General features: G+C 53.2%; 18 protein-coding genes and 1 tRNA gene. 7 read left to right on the top strand and 12 right to left on the bottom strand.

Annotation, left to right across the window (positions count from 1 at the left end; all coding sequences use genetic code 11):
• Window positions 1–19 precede the first annotated feature (19 nt).
• From WA318_RS04730 to WA318_RS04700, 7 genes are all read right to left on the bottom strand, one after another.
• Window positions 20–1,468: a hypothetical protein gene (locus WA318_RS04730; RefSeq protein WP_114097894.1), complete on the bottom strand. Its 1,449-nt coding sequence runs from the start codon at window positions 1,466–1,468 to the stop codon at window positions 20–22.
• Window positions 1,465–2,631: a hypothetical protein gene (locus WA318_RS04725; RefSeq protein ID WP_336080133.1), complete on the bottom strand. Its 1,167-nt coding sequence runs from the start codon at window positions 2,629–2,631 to the stop codon at window positions 1,465–1,467. Before WA318_RS04725 ends, WA318_RS04730 begins: the two co-directional genes overlap by 4 nt.
• Window positions 2,632–2,874: 243 nt before the next feature.
• A complete protein-coding gene (locus WA318_RS04720) occupies window positions 2,875–4,014 on the bottom strand; it encodes a homogentisate 1,2-dioxygenase (RefSeq protein ID WP_114098045.1) in 1,140 nt (379 codons plus the stop codon).
• 149 nt (window positions 4,015–4,163) lie between these two features.
• Window positions 4,164–4,240, bottom strand: a tRNA-Arg gene (locus tag WA318_RS04715).
• Window positions 4,241–4,463: 223 nt separating this feature from the next.
• Window positions 4,464–4,988: an acyloxyacyl hydrolase gene (locus tag WA318_RS04710; protein WP_114097893.1), complete on the bottom strand. Its 525-nt coding sequence runs from the start codon at window positions 4,986–4,988 to the stop codon at window positions 4,464–4,466.
• 89 nt (window positions 4,989–5,077) lie between these two features.
• A complete protein-coding gene (gene pip, locus WA318_RS04705) occupies window positions 5,078–6,034 on the bottom strand; it encodes a prolyl aminopeptidase (protein ID WP_336080132.1) in 957 nt (318 codons plus the stop codon).
• Window positions 6,035–6,130: 96 nt separating this feature from the next.
• Window positions 6,131–6,901, bottom strand: a complete 771-nt coding sequence (locus WA318_RS04700) for a thermonuclease family protein (protein ID WP_181850211.1) — start codon at window positions 6,899–6,901, stop codon at window positions 6,131–6,133.
• Between the two features lie 273 nt (window positions 6,902–7,174).
• Here WA318_RS04700 and WA318_RS04695 point away from each other — a divergent pair, with 273 nt between their 5' ends.
• Complete coding sequence (locus tag WA318_RS04695; protein WP_336080131.1) at window positions 7,175–8,653, top strand: M48 family metalloprotease; 1,479 nt, start codon at window positions 7,175–7,177, stop codon at window positions 8,651–8,653.
• Between the two features lie 78 nt (window positions 8,654–8,731).
• Here the strand turns inward: WA318_RS04695 and WA318_RS04690 are convergent, their stop codons facing one another.
• The 3 genes from WA318_RS04690 to fdxA all read right to left on the bottom strand — a co-directional run bounded on the left by WA318_RS04690 (window position 8,732) and on the right by fdxA (window position 10,774).
• Window positions 8,732–9,538, bottom strand: a complete 807-nt coding sequence (locus WA318_RS04690) for a hypothetical protein (protein WP_336080130.1) — start codon at window positions 9,536–9,538, stop codon at window positions 8,732–8,734.
• A 92-nt stretch (window positions 9,539–9,630) separates the two neighbouring features.
• Window positions 9,631–10,131, bottom strand: a complete 501-nt coding sequence (locus WA318_RS04685) for a CarD family transcriptional regulator (protein WP_101245477.1) — start codon at window positions 10,129–10,131, stop codon at window positions 9,631–9,633.
• A 307-nt stretch (window positions 10,132–10,438) separates the two neighbouring features.
• Complete coding sequence (gene fdxA, locus WA318_RS04680; protein WP_007090191.1) at window positions 10,439–10,774, bottom strand: ferredoxin FdxA; 336 nt, start codon at window positions 10,772–10,774, stop codon at window positions 10,439–10,441.
• A gap of 323 nt (window positions 10,775–11,097) precedes the next feature.
• Between fdxA and WA318_RS04675 the strand changes: the two genes are divergently transcribed.
• The 5 genes from WA318_RS04675 to WA318_RS04655 are packed head-to-tail and all read left to right on the top strand — an operon-like array spanning window position 11,098 to window position 16,666.
• Window positions 11,098–13,572, top strand: a complete 2,475-nt coding sequence (locus WA318_RS04675; RefSeq protein WP_258548678.1) for an EAL domain-containing protein — start codon at window positions 11,098–11,100, stop codon at window positions 13,570–13,572.
• Window positions 13,573–13,615: 43 nt separating this feature from the next.
• Window positions 13,616–13,990, top strand: coding sequence for a response regulator transcription factor (locus tag WA318_RS04670; RefSeq protein ID WP_114097888.1), 375 nt, complete (start codon window positions 13,616–13,618; stop codon window positions 13,988–13,990).
• Window positions 13,987–14,610, top strand: a complete 624-nt coding sequence (locus tag WA318_RS04665) for a chemotaxis protein CheC (protein WP_114097887.1) — start codon at window positions 13,987–13,989, stop codon at window positions 14,608–14,610. The genes WA318_RS04670 and WA318_RS04665 overlap by 4 nt, the downstream gene beginning before the upstream one ends.
• A 12-nt stretch (window positions 14,611–14,622) precedes the next feature.
• Window positions 14,623–16,245: an ATP-binding protein gene (locus WA318_RS04660; RefSeq protein WP_114097886.1), complete on the top strand. Its 1,623-nt coding sequence runs from the start codon at window positions 14,623–14,625 to the stop codon at window positions 16,243–16,245.
• A gap of 37 nt (window positions 16,246–16,282) precedes the next feature.
• On the top strand, window positions 16,283–16,666 hold the full coding sequence (locus WA318_RS04655) for a MerR family transcriptional regulator (RefSeq protein WP_114097885.1): 384 nt from the start codon (window positions 16,283–16,285) through the stop codon (window positions 16,664–16,666).
• 21 nt (window positions 16,667–16,687) lie between these two features.
• On the opposite strand, the gene WA318_RS04650 is transcribed toward WA318_RS04655, so the two are convergent.
• Window positions 16,688–17,092, bottom strand: coding sequence for a YbaN family protein (locus WA318_RS04650; protein WP_114097884.1), 405 nt, complete (start codon window positions 17,090–17,092; stop codon window positions 16,688–16,690).
• A 148-nt stretch (window positions 17,093–17,240) separates the two neighbouring features.
• On the opposite strand from WA318_RS04650, the gene arfB reads away from it, so the two are divergent.
• Entirely contained in the window at window positions 17,241–17,657 is a 417-nt protein-coding gene (arfB, locus tag WA318_RS04645) for an alternative ribosome rescue aminoacyl-tRNA hydrolase ArfB (protein WP_114097883.1), read from the top strand.
• Between the two features lie 170 nt (window positions 17,658–17,827).
• Here the strand turns inward: arfB and WA318_RS04640 are convergent, their stop codons facing one another.
• On the bottom strand, window positions 17,828–18,421 hold the full coding sequence (locus WA318_RS04640) for a TetR/AcrR family transcriptional regulator (RefSeq protein WP_336080129.1): 594 nt from the start codon (window positions 18,419–18,421) through the stop codon (window positions 17,828–17,830).
• Window positions 18,422–18,555 lie beyond the last annotated feature (134 nt).

Here is an 18,555-nt window from a genome sequence, read left to right as displayed (position 1 = left end):
CGATTGGCCGTCGTGGAAATCAGCTGGCTTTCTGGCTGGTCAATGCGCGGATGGCTGACATACCGCGACGACGCAGAACGTCTGCATCTTCGGGGCCGTCGACAATCTCGAGCAAACGTACCGTTGCCATCAGATTGCGCTGCGCATTGGGGATTTCTTCGGGCGCAAGACGCCCCATGCCATCAACACCGGCGCGACCAATCTGATTGAGCTTTTTCTTAAGCTCGACCACGGCCTTGGCGGCCGAGCTTTGGGCAGCAAGAACGTCTGAAATACGCGCGGTTTCAGCAATTGCCTCTGCCGATTTTTCTGCTGCCAGAACTTTCTCATAGTCAAAGTCCTGGGAAAATAGCGGCCGGGCAAGCCCCTTGGCGCCCGATCCCGGCCCCTGACGAACTTCCATTTTAGGCAGTGCGTCAATCACGCGTTCCGGTGTTGCACCAAACATCGTATCGGCCAAGGCACGCGAAACCCGGCGGCGCGTTTCAAGCAGTTTTTCGCCCCAGCGCCCATCCTTGCGGATTTTAAATTCGCGGGTGATTCGGGTGAATTCGGATGCGTACCAGCGCGCCAGTGACAGGATATGGGCTTCATCCTTGCCGGTTCCGACACCCTGTTCGATCTCGCTCACGGTTTCGGCCAGAAGATCAATGATCAGATCACCTGTTTCGGCAAGGTTGGTCTTCTCGATGGTGCGGTCATCGGCCTTGTTTGACAGAACACGGATCAGCTTGAACAGCTCGCTCGGCCGCAACAGGCGTGCCAGAACTGCAAGCAGGAACATCGGTTCGAACCCGGGTTTTGATTGCGAAATTTCCACAAACCGGTCACGAAGCCAGGTCACATCATTGCCATCCAGCCCCCTGATCGGGGCAGACGGGAAGCGGGCACGGACCTGACCGATCTCTTCGCCGACATTCAGGATACGACCGACCTCGCCAAAGGCCTTAAGATGGATACGCGACCCAAGACGCGTTGCAAGAGCACGCTCTTCCTTGACCCCTTCTTGGGAGCGGGCAATCTGGTCTTCGATGATCCGTGCGCCAGCTTTCCAGAGTTTGCTTTCCGCGATTGCCAACTTTGCCGAATCCCTGACAGCGGCGGCAGCCTCGATTTCTTTCATTGCTTCGCTGAAATGAGGATCGTTTACACCTGTCACGACACCCCAGATCGGCATCAAGGATGACCGGCTGATGCGAATGCTTTTGTCACTGGGCTCGGCCGAGGTCAGAAGATCTTCAAACGGATCGCAGAATTGACGCATCGGCGTCGGGTAGCGTTCCGGCTTGAGAGAGGCCAGACGCGGACGCAGGATTTGCAGAATGGCTTCGTGCGGCAAAGGTAATTTCGGATCGACACGGTCGCTTTCGATTGCACGTGTAAAACGCGCAATTTCCGAACCGCTAAGCGACTCAAACAGCTGCCCGAGTTGAGAAACACCAAGTTTTCCTGCATCTTCAACCTTCATGCAGACTGTCTCCTGAAGCGTTCGAGACGATCCACCATATCCGCATCAATTTCCCCACTACCCAACTTGCGCAATTCGCCTGCCCACAGCATCTGGTTGACGCGAATATCGACCCAGAATTGCTGCTCGTCCTTGGTGATTTCCTCTATCGGAAGGACCGGCGTAAAACTGGCAACTTCTTCGATAATCTCGCGCTGCTTGGCGCGATCAGTTACCGGCCTTCTTTGCCACAGATCGATCATTTCCTGCCAGCCATCCAACAGCCACCAAAGCTTTTCGATGGTTTTGCCAATATTCTGCTTGGCACCTTCCCAGTCGGTCAGGACCTTGCCCAACTCGCCATTCCAGCTATCGACTTCCTCGACGCAAAGCAGTGCGTGCTTATAGGTCGCCTTGGTTGCGCTTGAAACACGTCCTGCCATAAACCGGAAGTCAGACTGTTCGGAGTTTGCCCATTCCTCGATATCGGTGGCAAACTTTCTCAGACTGCGAGTCAAAACGCGCAATGCCCCCTGACATCCGTCAAGCTCAAGCCCGACCGGCGCGATCATCTTGCTCCATTCACCAAGACTGTCGATGATCGTATCATTGGCCACCTTGTGTTCGGAAGCGAACCGGTTAAGGGCCTTTCGTGCGCGAACCTGCCCCTCCATGGTCATCAGCTCTTCGCGCTGCATATCCTGAACTGCACTGCCGCCAAGCTGAAGCAAGGCCTGATGCAAAACAGCAAGCTGGCCCAACTCGCGGGACGACTTTTCGTAAGCGTCACGTTCAATCGCGGTCCGCGCCAGTTCAACGCCCCCCACACCGGTCACCGCGACAGCCCGCGCGTGCTCCAGAACTGTTCCCGGGCGAATATTTTCAAGTTCAAGCAGACGATCAAACAGCATACGGTCATGCACCGAAAGATCGAACACGTCGCGCAGCGTATCGAGCGGCAATTCATATGTTCCAAGTCCGCCTGCAAGCCCCGGCAACATGATCATCGAGCGGCCACTTTTCCCGATTGCGACGCGCGCATAACGCAGCGTTTTCGTCGTAAAGGGTGTTCTCACACCGCGGGTCGCGAATGAAACCGGCAAACATGCCAAAGCATCTTCTGACGCTTTTTGCGGCTCAGGAGTTTTGTGACTGACGGATTTGACGATCTTCTGCTTGGTCATTATGGGCTTTGGTCAACCTGTACAGGCGATATTGATTTGCAGCCATCTGATTGCCTGATTACAGCCAAATGGCAGTGTTGAATGCAGTGCAGTATGACCTTCTAATCTACTAAAACCATACTTTAAAGACACAGCATAAATTAACCAGACAAGTTGACAATACCGTTAACAGCCTTTGTCAGGCTTTCCGGCCTTTATTTGCCTGCCGCAGATTGCCATTTCCCTACCGCATGGAGCAAGTCCTTATAAAGTTTCCTGCGCCTTTTCCCAGGTTTTTACATAGGCCTTCCATTCCGCGCCATCAGGAATGGACTCATCGACGCTCAAAACGTCCCGACTGTCGATCATCACAGCGATCTCGTCGGTTTCAACCGGGGCCTTGATCATTTTTTCCTGATAGGATTTCGGGTGCGGTCCATGCGGGAAACCGCTTGGATGGAAGGTCGCCATACCCGCCCTGATCTCGCCGCGGCTGAAGAACTCGCCACGATGATAGAAGACGAATTCATCGACATCCTCGTTGGAATGATAAAATGGCACACGCAGGATGCCCGACACACCCTCGCCGACTTTGGGGATAAAGGTACTGACCGAAAAGGTCTTGGCGACAAAAGTACAATAGGCCGCTGGTGGTACCTTTTGCCCCGCATTTCGCTGTTGGGACAGGTCGCGCCAATTGACTTTGGCAACGCACAAATCCCCCTCCCACCCGGTCGCATCAAGCGGGTTATAGGGATAGGTCAGCGTTGATACCTGCCCTTTGCGTTTGATGTGGATTTCCCAGAATGCCTCATCCTGCTGGGCGCGAAAGGCATCATCAATACGCGGCAAGGTAAACAGCATCGGATCAATCGTAGCACCACCGGCAACAGTTTTGGGGTCCGGCAATCCAAAGGCATCGGCCGTTGCCTCGATCAGCAAGAATTCGCACGGGGCAGAGGGTTCGACACGCCAGGCCGTACCGCGCGGCAACAGGATGTAATCACCGTCGCGATAGGGTAGATGCCCATAATCACAGAATAATGAACCTTCGCCATGATGGACAAACAGCAATGTATCTCCATCTGCATTACGCGCCAGCGCATGCATCTTTGCATCGGTTTTCCAGTAACGGACTTCCATTGTGTTACTGAACAAAAAACGCCGCGCTTGCAACGGACAAGCCGGACCGGGGGCAAGCTTGGCAAGATCGAATGCACGCGGCCTTAACGGTCCTTCAAAAACGGCCCAGCCGACCGGAGGATGACGGTGGAAAATCTGTGCGGATGGCCCCTGAAACCCGGCGCGCCCGACATGACGCTGATAGGTAGGTCGCTCTCCCCCTGTGGCGGATGCCCCGACACAGTCGCCTTCACTGTTGGGAAGCCTGATCCAGTTCGTCATTGTATCCTCCCGATCCATTTTTTGGTGCGCTTTTCCATGAAAAATCACGGCATTTGCACATAGTAAGGATATGAGAAGAACACTGATTGCTTTCAAGCTGTGAGAGCAATACGCAACAGCTTGAATTCGGTGGAAACAATCTGGAAGGATGGTGCGCCCGACAGGATTCGAACCTGTGGCCCCCAGATTAGGAATCTGGTGCTCTATCCTGCTGAGCTACGGGCGCACACCGCAAAGAGAAGCATCAATTAGCAGCTAAACGAATTGCAATCAATCCGGGAGCTTGAATGAAACGCCGGCCAAACATCCCGGCCAACAGACCGGCATAGGAAAATCGGGTTCCAGACCAAAAGAAAAGAGCCTTCGGGAAGGGTTTCCTCAAAGACTCTTTTGATCTTCTGATCTGCGTTCGGGCGCGTGGCCCGATGACATCAACGCCGTTGGGTGTTTTAGTCAAACAGACGGTCAATCGGGAAGGAATAGGTCAGAGACAGGATTTCAGTCCCCGGGTTTTCATCGCCGATACTTGCGTTGGAAATATGCGAGATACCAAGGCTGAGGCGTTCATGGCTGTCAAAGCGGAAGCCAAGTTCAAGACCTGAACGGAATTCGATCCAGTGACCGAGATCCTCACCATTGCCCTGATGATAGGCGCCAACCGAGGTATAAATGCTCGATACGAAGTGATCGCCCCAAAGGACGTCCATCGCAAGGCCGCCATAGCCGTGAACGGCACCTTCTGATGTGACCATGACACCACCGATCGGGCGGGCCACATCAAACATGGCATGTTGTGCACGATAATTGAGACGGAATTCTGCAGCTTCTTCATCTTGCGTGATATCGACCATACCGGTCGAAAATTCGAGAAGCCCTGAATCCTTGTTATTGCCGAGAATTTCTTGCGCAGAAGCTGCGTTTACGAAGCCGAAAAAGACACAAACTGCAAGCAGTTTCCCCAAAGTCACTTTCATTAATCAAGTCCCCACGAGATCAATACGTGCGACATACTTACCCAAGCATGTCGGAAACTCAACCACACATTGGTGTAGTTTAGTAATTTTCACTTAAACTTTTTACCGTCGAACTGATCCATCGCCCGAACAAGTTCACGGACGATGCCAGGCTCGCTTGCCGCATGTCCGGCATCGTCAACAATCACCAAGTTTGCTTCAGGCCAGGCATCCTTTAATGCAAATGCCGATGTCGGCGGACAAACGACATCATAGCGCCCCTGAACAATCACAACCGGCAGGTGGTTAATCCGGCTTACATTCTCAAGCAGCTGATTTGGCTCGAAAAAGCAGCGATGGACAAAGTAATGATGTTCAAGCTTTGCCAGTGCCAGTGCAACTTCATCGCTTTCGAAATCTTCGACCAGACCTTCATCAGGCAGCAGGGTGCAGCAGGTCGCCTCGTAGGCCGACCAAACGCGCGCGGCTTCGATTGCGGCGTCCTCGCCATCGTTGCCTGCAAAAATCTCGGTATAGCGATCCAGCATCTTCTGCCAGCCGGGATTGCGATCAAAACCGGCAACATCGAGGAATTTACGCTCTGCCTCCGGGAAGAAACGGCCCATGCCATCCATAAACCATGCGATCTCGGTTTCACGTCCCAGGAAAATGCCCCGCAAGACAAAGGCAAGAACCCGTTCGGGATGTGCCTGTCCATAGGCCAGCGAAAGCGTGGATCCCCACGACCCGCCAAATACGACCCATTTTTCAATGCCGCGCTCTTCCCGCAGGGCTTCTATATCGCCGATCAAATGGTCGGTCGTGTTGTTTTCGAGGCTTCCGAATGGTCTGGATTTCCCCGCACCGCGCTGATCAAGCAAAATGACGCGGTATTTTTCCGGATCAAAGAACCGGCGACTGTTTTGTGAAAGTCCTGCGCCTGGCCCCCCGTGCAGGAAAACAACCGGAATGCCAGCCGGGTTACCGACTTCTTCCCAATAAATTTCGTGACCGTCATCGCGTGACAGATAACCGGTCGTGTGGGGCGTAATTTCGGGATAAAGCACGTCGGACCTCATGACTTTGGCAGAATGTGATTTTACAGATTGCTGGTGGCAATATCCGACAAGCAATCTCACAACTTATGGAATAAACACAAGTCTCTAATCGGTCATGAGGCATAGCCGGTCAGGGTTATCGACCGCGATATAGGGACCACCGCGATTTTCAACGATGCCACGTACCCGGACTTTCTGCCCGATCCAGCCGGAAAATGCATCATCGGGGGACTGATCTTTGGCAAGCCTCCGACGCACGTCATCCTCAAGCGCGATGGTAAAATCGCGCCGCCAATCCGACCCGAAATTAAGGTAAGTCCGCCATTCCTGATGCTCGACCGCACGCAGGATACCCTCAACCAGAACAAACCGCCCGATAGCATCATGAACACGCGACAAATCGGCATTCCCCTGATCGGCTGCAACAAAATAGGCGCGCCCCGGCGAGCGATCCGACCAGATGCCTGATCTCTGACTGATCGCGTGATTCTCGGCTGCAATCAGTTTCGTCAAATCCGTCCGCCCCTGGGGCAACAACATGGCGAGCCCCTGTGACAGAAGTTGTTCCGACCATGACGTCATCTTTGGCGCACCACTTTCACCCCCGGAAAGGCTTTGAACATATGCCCGATGTCGTCCCAGATAATCGGCGTGCTCCGATGCAATGGCGATTTCCACTCCGGCGCGACTGGCAGATCTCATCCAGCTTAAGGCTGCGTTTTCATATTCCGGAACAAACGCCAAGTCGGAAAGACGCAGTTTTGTCTCTTTGAATTCAGGTGCGTTGAGGTCATCGATGGCTGCGACCCCCAATTCAGACACCTTGCGCCAGACGAGATCATTATTCTGTGGTGCCCGGGACTCAAGGGAACGCATATTTATGCCCACCCCGCACAGCCAGTTGTCCGCCCGGGCTCCTGGACTAAATGCCATAGATAACAGAATGCAAATCTGGACAATCGGCAGGTAAAACAGGCGGCCCAATACCCTGACAAATACCTTGGCCGCAAAATTTCCCCAATTGGAATGCCAGATTAATACAAGCGAATCTGTTGAATGATGTTTGAACACGCGCTACCAATTCCCACTTGGTTTCGCCGGGTAAGAACCGGTAGCTTACGCGGCAGAGCGACATGAGGAAAGGTATCAATGAGCTGGTTGAAATTCGGTCATAAGAAACACCTGATCGCAATTCTGGCTGCGGTAACGCTGAGCACATCCCTTGCAGGATGTTCAACCAACCGGGCAACCGGCGAAGACAGCTTTACAGCCTTTATGTCGCCTGAAGAGGAAAAGAAAATCGGGTCGCAGGAGCACCCGAAAATGGTCAAGGAATTCGGTGGAAATTACACCGAAAAAGACCTTGCCGCCTATGTCACCGAGATTGGTGAAAAGCTTGTTGCGGTGTCAGAAACCCCGGACGAGAAATTCACCTTTACCATTCTGGATTCTCCGGTCGTTAACGCCTTTGCGCTTCCCGGCGGGTATGTTTACATCACGCGCGGTCTGGCGACACTTGCCTCGAACGAGGCGGAACTGGCCGGTGTGATTGCCCATGAAATCGGTCACGTCGTTGCCCGCCATTCCGCTCAACGTTATAGCCGCAGTGTCCTGACCCAGATCCTTGCCGGCGGGCTTTCAATGGCCATTGGCAACGGCGCAGGTGAAATCATCAATACCGGTGCCAGCGCATACCTTAAGTCGTTTTCGCGCGAACATGAATTCGAGGCCGACATGCTTGGCGTACGCTATATTACCCGTGCCGGTTACGATCCCGATGCGATGGCGACATTCCTTGAAAAACTGCGCGCCCATTCCCGCCTGCAAGCAGTCCTTGCCGGAAGGTCACCTGATGATGTTGACCAGTATGACTTCATGGCGACCCACCCGCGTACCCTTGACCGCATTCAACAGGCCCATCAAAGCGCAAACGTCACCGCAGTCAAAGACCCGGAACTTGGCGCAGTTCGCTATATGACAGCGATTGACGGAGTTCTTTACGGGGATGGTCCGGATCAGGGCTATGTCCGCGGGCGTGACTTTGTACATGTGCCGCTTGATTTCCGCTTTGAAGTGCCGGAAGGCTTTACCATCAACAATCAGCCCTCAGCCGTCGTCGCGACAGATAACAAAGGCGCGCAAATCGTCTTCGAAGGCGCGCCAAAGGCAAAGGATGTGCGGCTTGACCGGTATCTTGAAAGCGGATTTTCAACCAAGATCGCGCTTCGTGATATCGAAATGATTGATATCAATGGACAGGAAGCCGCAACAGGAAGTGCCGATATATCGCTGCGATCGGGTTCCGCACGCCTTCGGGTGGTTGTGATCCGCCACGGGAATTCGGCCTATCAGTTCCTGTTCATCACTCCGCTTGACCAGACGGAAAGCTATAACCTTCCGCTGCGTCAAACGACCTATAGCTTCCGGTCGCTAAGTGCCAATGAGAAGAAGATATATACGCCGCTTCGCATCAAGGTTCGGGCTGTAAATCCGGAATATACGTTGCAAACCTTTATTGATGACATGCAGGTTGACCGCGCGCCCGCAGAAACCTTTGCCACCCTGAACGGCCTTGCAGACGGGCAAAACCCGGCCACAGGATCACTGGTCAAGGTCGTCCGTCATTAGGAACGGCCATCAATGGAAATGAAAAAGGCAGCATCCCTAGCGGGTGCTGCCTTTTTTGACTGAGGTTCGCTGTAAGGATCAGGTACCGCTTGTGACCTGCTCGATAATCTTGCCCTGACCATCAAGGGCAACTGCAATCAGAACACCACCCCGTCCGGCCCCGCCATCAACAGACAATGTGAATTCCCGTTCCTGCAGACCAACCTGCGTCTGGGAAGCACCACGAACGATGCGCGCACAGTCATAATAGCGTTCGGTAATGGCCTCGAACATTGAGCCCCCCCACCAGAAGGTATCCGTTTGCCCGGTCAGCGGACGCGAGCCATCAAGCCCCGCATGCACAAAGATCAACCTGCCATCCGTTGTATAGGCCGCATGTTTCAGGTCCGACATCAAAGCGCTGTGACCACTATGGCGACGCAATGAATCGGCGAACTGCGACGTCCATTGTGAAATGGCATGTGCGCCCTGACGCATGATCGACTGAACGTGGGCGGGATCAAAACCATAGGCGCGTGCTGTTCCGGCAATGCCGCGTGTCAGCATCCAGTCAAAGACTTCACCGGGATTCGGGGCGAACTGGATTTGCTGCAACTTCGACAGCATTTCTTCAGAAGCCCCCCGCAAGAAGGCGATATCAGCAATATCGACCCCGTCCTGTGCAATGAAGTAGCGACGAAACAGCAAAAGCTCATTGATGGTCGCAATGACATTCTCGGCCGTGCCATCACCCCAGTAATTCCCGAGATAAACGAGCCGGTCACCAGACTTGATACGCTCGGCAAGCTTGCGATGGACGGCGCACAATGCGCCATGATCGCCATTGATCGCGCCGACAACCCAGATTCTCTCGGCCGGCTTTATCGGCGCCAGAACTGCACTCATCGCTGTAACCTGCCTAAAACAAAAAATAAAACCGGCCCAAGGATAGCTTGTGGGCCGGCTTTTATAAATAGTTGTATAGCTGACTTATGCAATCAGGCAGCTTTTTGCAAAAGCTTCTCGAGTTTGCCTGAAGCCTTGTCCTTGTCGATTTTCTCAATCGCAGCCAGTTCGTCAACGAGGCGCTCAAAGGCTGCTTCGTAGATCTGGCGTTCGGAGAAGGACTGTTCCGGCTGGGTCGCGCTGCGATGCAGATCACGCACAACTTCGGCAATCGACACCGGATCACCCGAGTTGATCTTTGCTTCATATTCCTGTGCACGGCGCGACCACATGGTGCGTTTTACACGTGCACGGCCCTTAAGGGTAATAAGAGCCGAGTCCATCTGTTTTTTCGAGGAAAGCTTGCGCAGACCCGAGTTGCCAACCTTGTTCACCGGCACACGCAAGGTCATGCGGCTGGATTCAAAGGTAATTACATAAAGGCGCAATTCCTGACCCGCGATTTCCTGGGTTTCCAGGCCACCAACACAGCCAACACCATGTGCGGGGTAAACAACATAATCGCCAACAGCAAAGGGCAACTTATCCGACATCAAGCATCCTTCCGGCCCAATCAGGCCTGGTCATTCAACTGTAACACTATAGACCCAGTGACGCGAAGAGCTGCACACGACCAAGCTTTTGGCGAAGTCGCGGTTTCAGACAGGGATAAAAATACGGAGATCCGGCAATTCGGAACGAGCCTGTCGAGCCCTTAACGCGAGTTGCCCACAATAGCACAACACGCCACTGGTTCACAGATTTTTTCGGTGTGTCTGGCTCAATGCAGCCATGCATTTAACCCGCTGGCAAATACCAGCGGGTTAAAATCGTATAAAATCTCGGGGGTTAGACCGACATTCAGTCGCCCGTACCCGGTGCTTCGCTCAGCAATTCGGTCTTGCCCGACTTGCCGTTCCATTCATCAGCATCGGCAGGAGCATCACCTTTTCGGGTGATATTTGGCCATACTTCCGCGAACTTTCGGTTGATTTCCAACCAATTGTCCAGATTCGGCTCGGTATCGGGAATAATCGCTTCGGCGGGGCATTCGGGTTCGCAAACACCGCAATCAATGCATTCATCAGGGTGAATAACCAGGAAGTTCTCACCTTCATAGAAGCAATCGACGGGGCAAACCTCGACGCAGTCCTGATACTTACACTTGATGCAGTTTTCCGTCACCACATAGGTCATGGTGTAACTCCGTACAGGTTGCGAGGCCAGATTGCGGCTGCACCCGCGCTTGGCCTGTTCTCTCTCTGGGGATTGGGTTATCACGCACAGCAGTTGTGTGCAACTCCAATAAAACCCCATTTTTTTACGTAGTATTCAATTCTTGATGCAATGCGGCATGGTGGCAGTATTCGATCACCGGCATCGCGCCGAAAAGCAGCGCAGACCATACAGATTTCTCTGCGTTTTTCCAGTTTGCAAACATCTCGGATAATTGCTTTTAACCCGGCAAAGCCATAGTCTGCTTTTGATTGAGTGGAACTAGCGGATTTCTGGGGTAACGCGTGCCTGACAAAAGCCTTGATCAGCAACGGCTTAACTGGCGGGATCGCTTGTCTGTCAAACAGGCAAGGATTGCGGTTGTCCTTACTTTGCTTATCGGCCTGCTGTTCAGTGGCATTCAGATCGTCTGGGATTTGCGTGAGGAACAGAACCTGATTGACCGAACTGTCATGCAGGTTTTGGCAACATTACGCGAATCCGCGACACAGGCAGCATACGGACTTGATGAAACGCTTGCGGCGCGTGTGGTTTCGGGCATTTTCGAATATGAACCGGTTTATGAAGCCATCCTGCGCGACAATTTTGACAACATTCTTGCCCAAAGAAACGAACAGCCGATCAGCACAAACCGGACCTTCCTGTCCAAACTGATGTTTGGCGAAAATCAGGAATATGAAATCCCGCTTGAGGCCGGAAGCAACAATGACCTGGTCGGGCGGCTGAGCGTCAAGATCGACACCGACATGATTGCTGACGGATTCCTGAATCGTGCAACCCGCATTCTGACATCTGGCATATTGCGCAACCTGATACTGGGTCTGGTACTGGTCACGTTTTTCTATGCAACGTTGACCAAACCATTGCTGAAAGTGGCAAGCCTTCTGCGTAAAATAGATCCGCAAACCCCCAATGCCGACGCCATTACAATCCCCGAAAGCCACGCCCGTGACGAACTGGGCATGATCCTTGGAACCACCCGGGGCCTGATTGAACGCATTTCGGTAACGCTTGATAAATTGCGGACCACCGAGCAACAGGTCAGAGATCGCGAGAACCAGCTGACCGCGATTGTTCAGAATGTCGCAGACGGCATTTTGACCATTACCCCGACAGGCAGGATCGTAGAATATAACGCCGCAGCCAAACAGCTTCTCGGGCTAATGCGTGATGAGACGCCACAAGGCAGAACGTTGCATGAATTCCTGATGCCACGTGCGATACCGCTTCTGGAACATAGCCTGGACGACCTGACCGCACATGCCATCGTCAATCAAACAGCAGAAAAACGTCTTACCCTGCCCATCCGGCGGGCCGATCAGAGCGAGATTGATGTTTCAATCGCGTTTCGTGTGATACCGGATGCGGCGACCCCCATGATGACGGCGATCCTGACCGACATCACGGTCAGAAAACGCTATGAAGAACAACTGGTCTATATGGCCAATCACGACACGCTGACCAACCTGCCCAATCGCAGCATGCTTGAACACAGCCTGTCGAGTGCACTTGGCAAACATAAAGACGCATCAAAGACCCGTCACGGGGCCACGGCTGTTCTGTTCATTGATCTTGACCGTTTCAAGGTCATCAATGACAGTCTCGGACATGATGTTGGCGACCTGCTGCTTAAGGCTGTGGCAGGCCGGTTACAAAAAGTAATCGGTCGACAGGAGGTTGTTGGTCGTCTTGGCGGGGATGAATTTCTGATCATCATTCCCGATCTGAAAGAAACACAGGATGCCGCAATCCTGTCACAGGCCGTGCTTGATGCCCTTGCCCCGGCATTTGACATCAAGGGACGCATTTTGTTTGTCACACCGTCAATCGGCATCGCCCTTTATCCATCAGACGGCGAGGATTTCCCTGCCCTGATGCGCAATGCCGACACCGCAATGTATAGCGCAAAGTCCGGTGGCGGTGGCACCTATCACTTCTTTACCAAGACAATGAATGAAAGTGCCATGGCGCGCCTGGTGATCGAAAACGATCTGCGCGAAGCTCTGGCCCAGAACCAGTTCGAACTGCATTATCAGCCCAAACTTGATCTGCGCACCAACCGTATCTCCGGCCTTGAAGCGCTGATCCGCTGGAAACAGCCGGGACGGGGATATATTTCGCCGATGCAGTTCATTCCAGTTGCAGAAGAAACCGGATTGATCGGCAAAATCGGCGAATGGGTGATCGGCGAGGTCTGCCGTCAGATTGACGAATGGAATGCCCAGTCTGTTCCCCCAATGCCAATCGCCATCAACCTGTCACCCAGACAGCTTATTGAAGGCCGGATTACAGAAACCATATCACGCATACTGACAGATACCGGGACGCCTGCCGCGCGCATCATTCTGGAAATCACCGAAACGGTGATGATGCAGGACATCAAGAAGTCGGCCGCCATTCTTGACGAGTTACGCCATCTTGGTTTGCAGATTGCTGTGGACGATTTTGGCACCGGATATTCGTCGCTTGCCTATCTCAAGCGGCTTCCGATCAATTCCATCAAGATTGACCGCTCCTTTGTTCGGGATGTGACGATTGATACCGATGATGCCGCCATTACACGCACCATCATCCTTATGGGTCACAATCTTGGCCTGAAAGTTGTCGCCGAAGGTGTTGAAACCAGGGAACAGATGGCGTTCTTGCGCGAAAGCGGATGTGACGAAGTACAGGGATTCCTTGTTGCCACCCCGCTCCCGCCGGATGAAATCGTCAAACATATCATGCGGCTTTCCGAAAATGCCGCGACTGAACTATAATTGTCGCCCCGCAACACATTGAACCGCTTACCCGAGAAGACATATGGCCCAACAGCGTTCCGTCCTGCTTGTCGATGACAGCAAATTTGCCCGACTTCTGGTCAAGGCGTTCATTTCCAGTAACTTCACTGACTGGTCAATTGACGAAGCCGAAGATGCCAGCAAGGCGCTCGAGATGGTCGAGGGCAAGACATATGACTATCTGCTGCTTGATTTCAACATGCCCGGCATGAACGGACTGGAACTTGGTGAACAGTTGCGCGGACGCTTCCCCGATGCGGTTATCGCCCTTCTGACAGCCAATATTCAGCAGGAAATCCAGAAAAAGGCTGAAAGCCTTGGCCTTGAATTCATTGCCAAGCCGCCGACCGAGGAAAAAATTCGTGACTTCATTGCCGCGCAGGAAGCGGCACGATGATTGATCTCAGCGAACTTGAACATGATACAATAAGCGAACTGATCAATATCGGCGTTGGTCGCGCTGCGTCGTCTTTATCGGAAATGGTTGACCAGCCGGTTGAGCTGACCGTTCCGCGCATCACGTTCGTTGAACGGTTTTCAGATACGGATCTTGCCCGCGCCCCGACCGAGGTTGTTTCGGCCGTAAGCCAGACCTTTGATGGCCCGTTCAAGGGCGAAGCCATGCTGGTCTTCCCCGAAGAACGCAGTCTGGAACTGGTGCGCAGTCTGCTTAAGGTTGATGTCCCGCTTGATACGCTGACCGATCTGGAACAGGAAGCCCTGATGGAGGTCGGCAACATCATTCTCAATGCCTGCCTTGGCAGCATTTCGAATGTGCTGGGCGAACCGATCAACTGTTCCATGCCGTCATTTCGCAAACGTGAAAGCCGGTCGCTTCTGGATGTCGATGATGGAGATCTTGGCACCGGAAGCAAGCCGGTTCTGATGATCCTTCACGTTCAATTCATGTTACGGCAAAACGATATCGACGGGTATGTGCTGTTTGTCATGGATCTGGATTCCATTCAGATGCTGCGTGAACTGGTGCGTCGTTTTATTGCCAACTCGCTTGGTTAATTGGTGAGGTGAATGAAAAAGCCACCGCCCGACCCGACCACAGAAGCCACACCGTCCTTTGATCTTGGTCGGGACAGCAATGCTGCGGAATTGTTCGCAGCATTGCTTGATACCGCCGACACAGGACTTGTTGCACTTACTGCTGACCGGACAATTTGCCATTGGAACCAGTGGATGCAGACCCGGTCCGGCTTGCGAGCCGATCAGGTTCTGGGCAAATCACTTCATGACGTCTTTCCGGAAACCAGGCTGGGGCGTGTCAGTCTGGCGATTGATGATTGCCTGAAATTTGGCATGCCTGCGGTGATTTCACCGTCGCTTAATCAGGGCGCCTTGCCGCTTTCCCCGCTGCCACAATTTACAGCAAGTTTTGAGCGCATGGAGCAGTCCATTCGCATACACCCGATCAAGACACGCAATAGCGGAACGTTATGTTCGCTGATCATTCGGGACGTGACCCTTGCGGTGCAGCGCGACCGGCTTTTGCGCAAACAGGCTGCCGAACTGGCCGACCTTGTGACCCAGTCCAAGCGCAGTGAAGATCGCACAAAAGCAATCTTGCAAAATACCATTGATGCCATTCTTGTGGCATCAGATGACGGCAATATCGAACCGCTGAATTCGCGCGCACAGGAACTTTGCGGGCCGGATGGCGATCCGGAACTGCGTAATATCATCCGCTTTCTTTTGCCAGACAGCGACCATATTCCGATTACCCAACCGCCGTCCAACCGGTTGCTGACCGATCTTGGCACCGGCGTGATCGAAGTCATGGCCTTTACCAAAAGCGGGCGCAATATTCCGCTTGAGGTCGCGATCAGTCATTTTTCCGCCGATCAGCGTTACCATTACATCATCACGCTTCGTGACATTTCCCAACGCAAGCGCCACGAAATGGAAATCCAGCGCACCATGGCGGAGCTCGAACGTTCAAACAGCGAGCTTGAACAATTCGCCTATGCGGCATCCCATGACTTGCAGGAACCGCTTCGGATGGTGTCGAGCTATACCCAGCTGATTGCCCGGCGTTATGAAGGCAAGCTTGACGAAACCGCCGACGAATTCATTCATTACGCTGTGGACGGCACCCAGCGCATGCAGCGCATGATTGACGATCTTCTGACCCTGTCGCGGGTCGGACGGCATGGCAAACCGTTCCATCCGGTGCCACTTGATGATCTGTTCGATGCCATAGTCGTCAATTTCAAGCGCGCCGGTTCCGCCCCCGAAGGCAACATCATCCGCGAAGGCCATTTGCCAACCGTGATGGGGGATGCCAGCCAGTTGCTTTTGCTGTTCCAGAATCTTGTTTCAAACGGATTGAAATACAGTGACCCCGAAAGCGGACGGGTGCGGATTTTTGCCGCCGATACCCCCAACAGCCACCGAATTTTCGTTGCCGATAACGGTATTGGCATTGACCCTCAGTATCACGAAACCATCTTCGAGATTTTCAAACGTCTGCATGGATATGGGGATTATGCCGGAACCGGTATCGGCCTTGCGATCTGTAAAAAGATCACCGATCGCCATGGCGGTATCCTCAGCGTTAGCAGCAATCCCGGCGAGGGCAGCACCTTCTGTGTTGAACTTCCAAAAGAATTGCCGATTGTCGCCGCTTCCGAAAGCATGTAGCTTTCAGTTTACGTAAGCGTAAAGATGATTGAGCCCCATGACTGACAGCTATTCCATCACAGATCTTGCCCGCGAGTTCGAAGTTACCACCCGAACCATCCGGTTTTACGAAGATCAGGAACTGATTTCCCCGGAACGCCACGGGCAGACCCGTATCTATAGCCAGCGCGACCGTGTGCGTCTGCGCCTTATCATGCGGGGCAAGCGTCTTGGATTTTCGCTTAAGGAAATTCGTGATCTGCTTGATCTCTATGATGGCGATCGCAGCGAAATCACCCAGTTGACCATCCTTGTCGACAAAATCAATGAACGTCGCGAAACCCTGCGAAAACAGCGAGAGGATATCGACGCGACGCTTGATGAACTCGATAAACTTGAAGAAACCTGTCAGGACGAGCTGACCCGTAAAAAGACCGGGTAAGGCGCTCCTATTCGCTGTTTGCTATTCTCCGGCCTTGACCGGGGCACCCGCCTCGGACAGGCGGGCCTCGGACGGCCGCGACAGGATAAACACACTGACCGGGATGGCGACCAGTAACTGGATCATTACCACCCAGCGGCTTTCAATAAAGATCAGCGATGCGGCGATCACCACCACAAAGGCCAGAATCGCCAGCATCTTTGCCCGGCGACTGATCACGCCATGGTCATTCCATTGACGGATTGATGTGCCAAACTGCGGATGGTTACAGATCCAGTCATGCAGGCGCGGCGATCCCTTGGCAAACAGCCAGGCCGCCAGCAGCATAAAGGGTGTGGTTGGCAGAAGTGGCAAAAAGATACCAACGACACCAAAACCGACAGAAAGCCATCCAAGGGCCAGATAAATATGCGAAACACGCACCATAGATTTCCTGTTTACAGTCCGTCACGCCCCTGACAGGTTAGACGCCTGTAATTTAGGCGCTCGGATTGCAAAATTCAATCAATAGCCGACTATTACACTCAGTTATTTTTACTTGCGCCTAACCACTCGAGATTCCGCACGGTTCATCATGCTTGAAATTGAAAATGGCCTTTATCTGGATGAACGCCATCTGCACTTTCAGTTCGTGCGTGCGTCCGGTCCGGGTGGACAGAATGTCAACAAGGTCTCAAGCGCCGTGCAGATGCGCGTACGCATTGATGACCTGACCGAACTGCCCCAGCGGGTGCGTGATCGTTTGCGGGAACTGGCCGGAAGCAGGCTGACCAATGATGGTGAAATCATCTTTGATGCCCAGCGCCATCGCACACAGGAACGCAACAAGCAGGACGCGATTGAACGGTTGCTTGCCCTTTTGCGCAAGGCGGCCGAACGCAAGAAATACCGGGTCAAAACCCGACCATCGCTTTCGGCCAAACGCAAGCGCGTGGACACCAAAAAGAAGCGCGGCGACATCAAGAAAATGCGCCAGCGCCCCGTCGACTAGACGCCCGGAATATCCCTGGCCCAGATGTAACCTTGGCCCAGACATAGCTTTGGCTCAGACATAGCCTTGGTTCGGGCATGGTATTGCTTTTGGCATATCCTTGTCTGGGATATCCTTGCCGGACACATCCTTGATCCAGACATGTCCCTGATACTGTTTCGATGCCACTCCTAGGCGTGCGGGCATTTATGAAGCCAGTCATCCATCAGGGCGGCCATCTCCGCATTGTCGATCCCCGTCCTTGACAAAGACTGCCAGGTCGAAAATTGCACAGCATGCTGTGCCACGGCCCGGCACATCTTGCCACGGCGGCGCTCATCATCCTGACTTGCCAGCATATCGTCAGTCAGCATTTCAAGATAGGCATCAAAGCCTTTCATCTTCTCGTCCAAGGCCGCGACATTTGCCCGGTCGCGATAACAGTGATCCCACATATAAGCGGTCTCGCTGTAATATTGATACAGCATACTCAGGATCGCGATCGCCCAGTCCCCGGTCGCCACCGACTCGCGCCAGCTTTCCGGACCCGGCGGCGGGTTCAATTCAAGCCAGTGCGATGAACATGCGCCAAGCAGTTCATTTTCCTCAGGAAAATGACGGTAAACCGTCAGGCGTTGCACCCCCGCGCGATCCGCAATCGCACTGATTGTCGTCTGTGCCGGGCCAACTTCACCATGCAAATTCATGGCAGCCTCGACAATTCTCAGACGCATTTCGCCTTCCTTATCAGCGCGCAATCCTTTGTTATATTTACGTTTTTCCATTTAAATAAACACCATCGTTCACACAAATATTGACAAGCGACTTTTGTCTTTCGTATTTCAATGATCACAAATGATTATTCATTTATCAACCCGTGCTTCTGCCCCACAGAGCACAGCTGAATTACGGAGCATCA

Source organism: Thalassospira sp. CH_XMU1448-2, from assembly GCF_037027285.1.
GTDB classification, from domain to species: Bacteria; Pseudomonadota; Alphaproteobacteria; order Rhodospirillales; family Thalassospiraceae; genus Thalassospira; species Thalassospira profundimaris_C.
This window is presented reverse-complemented; position numbering and strand designations above follow the sequence as displayed.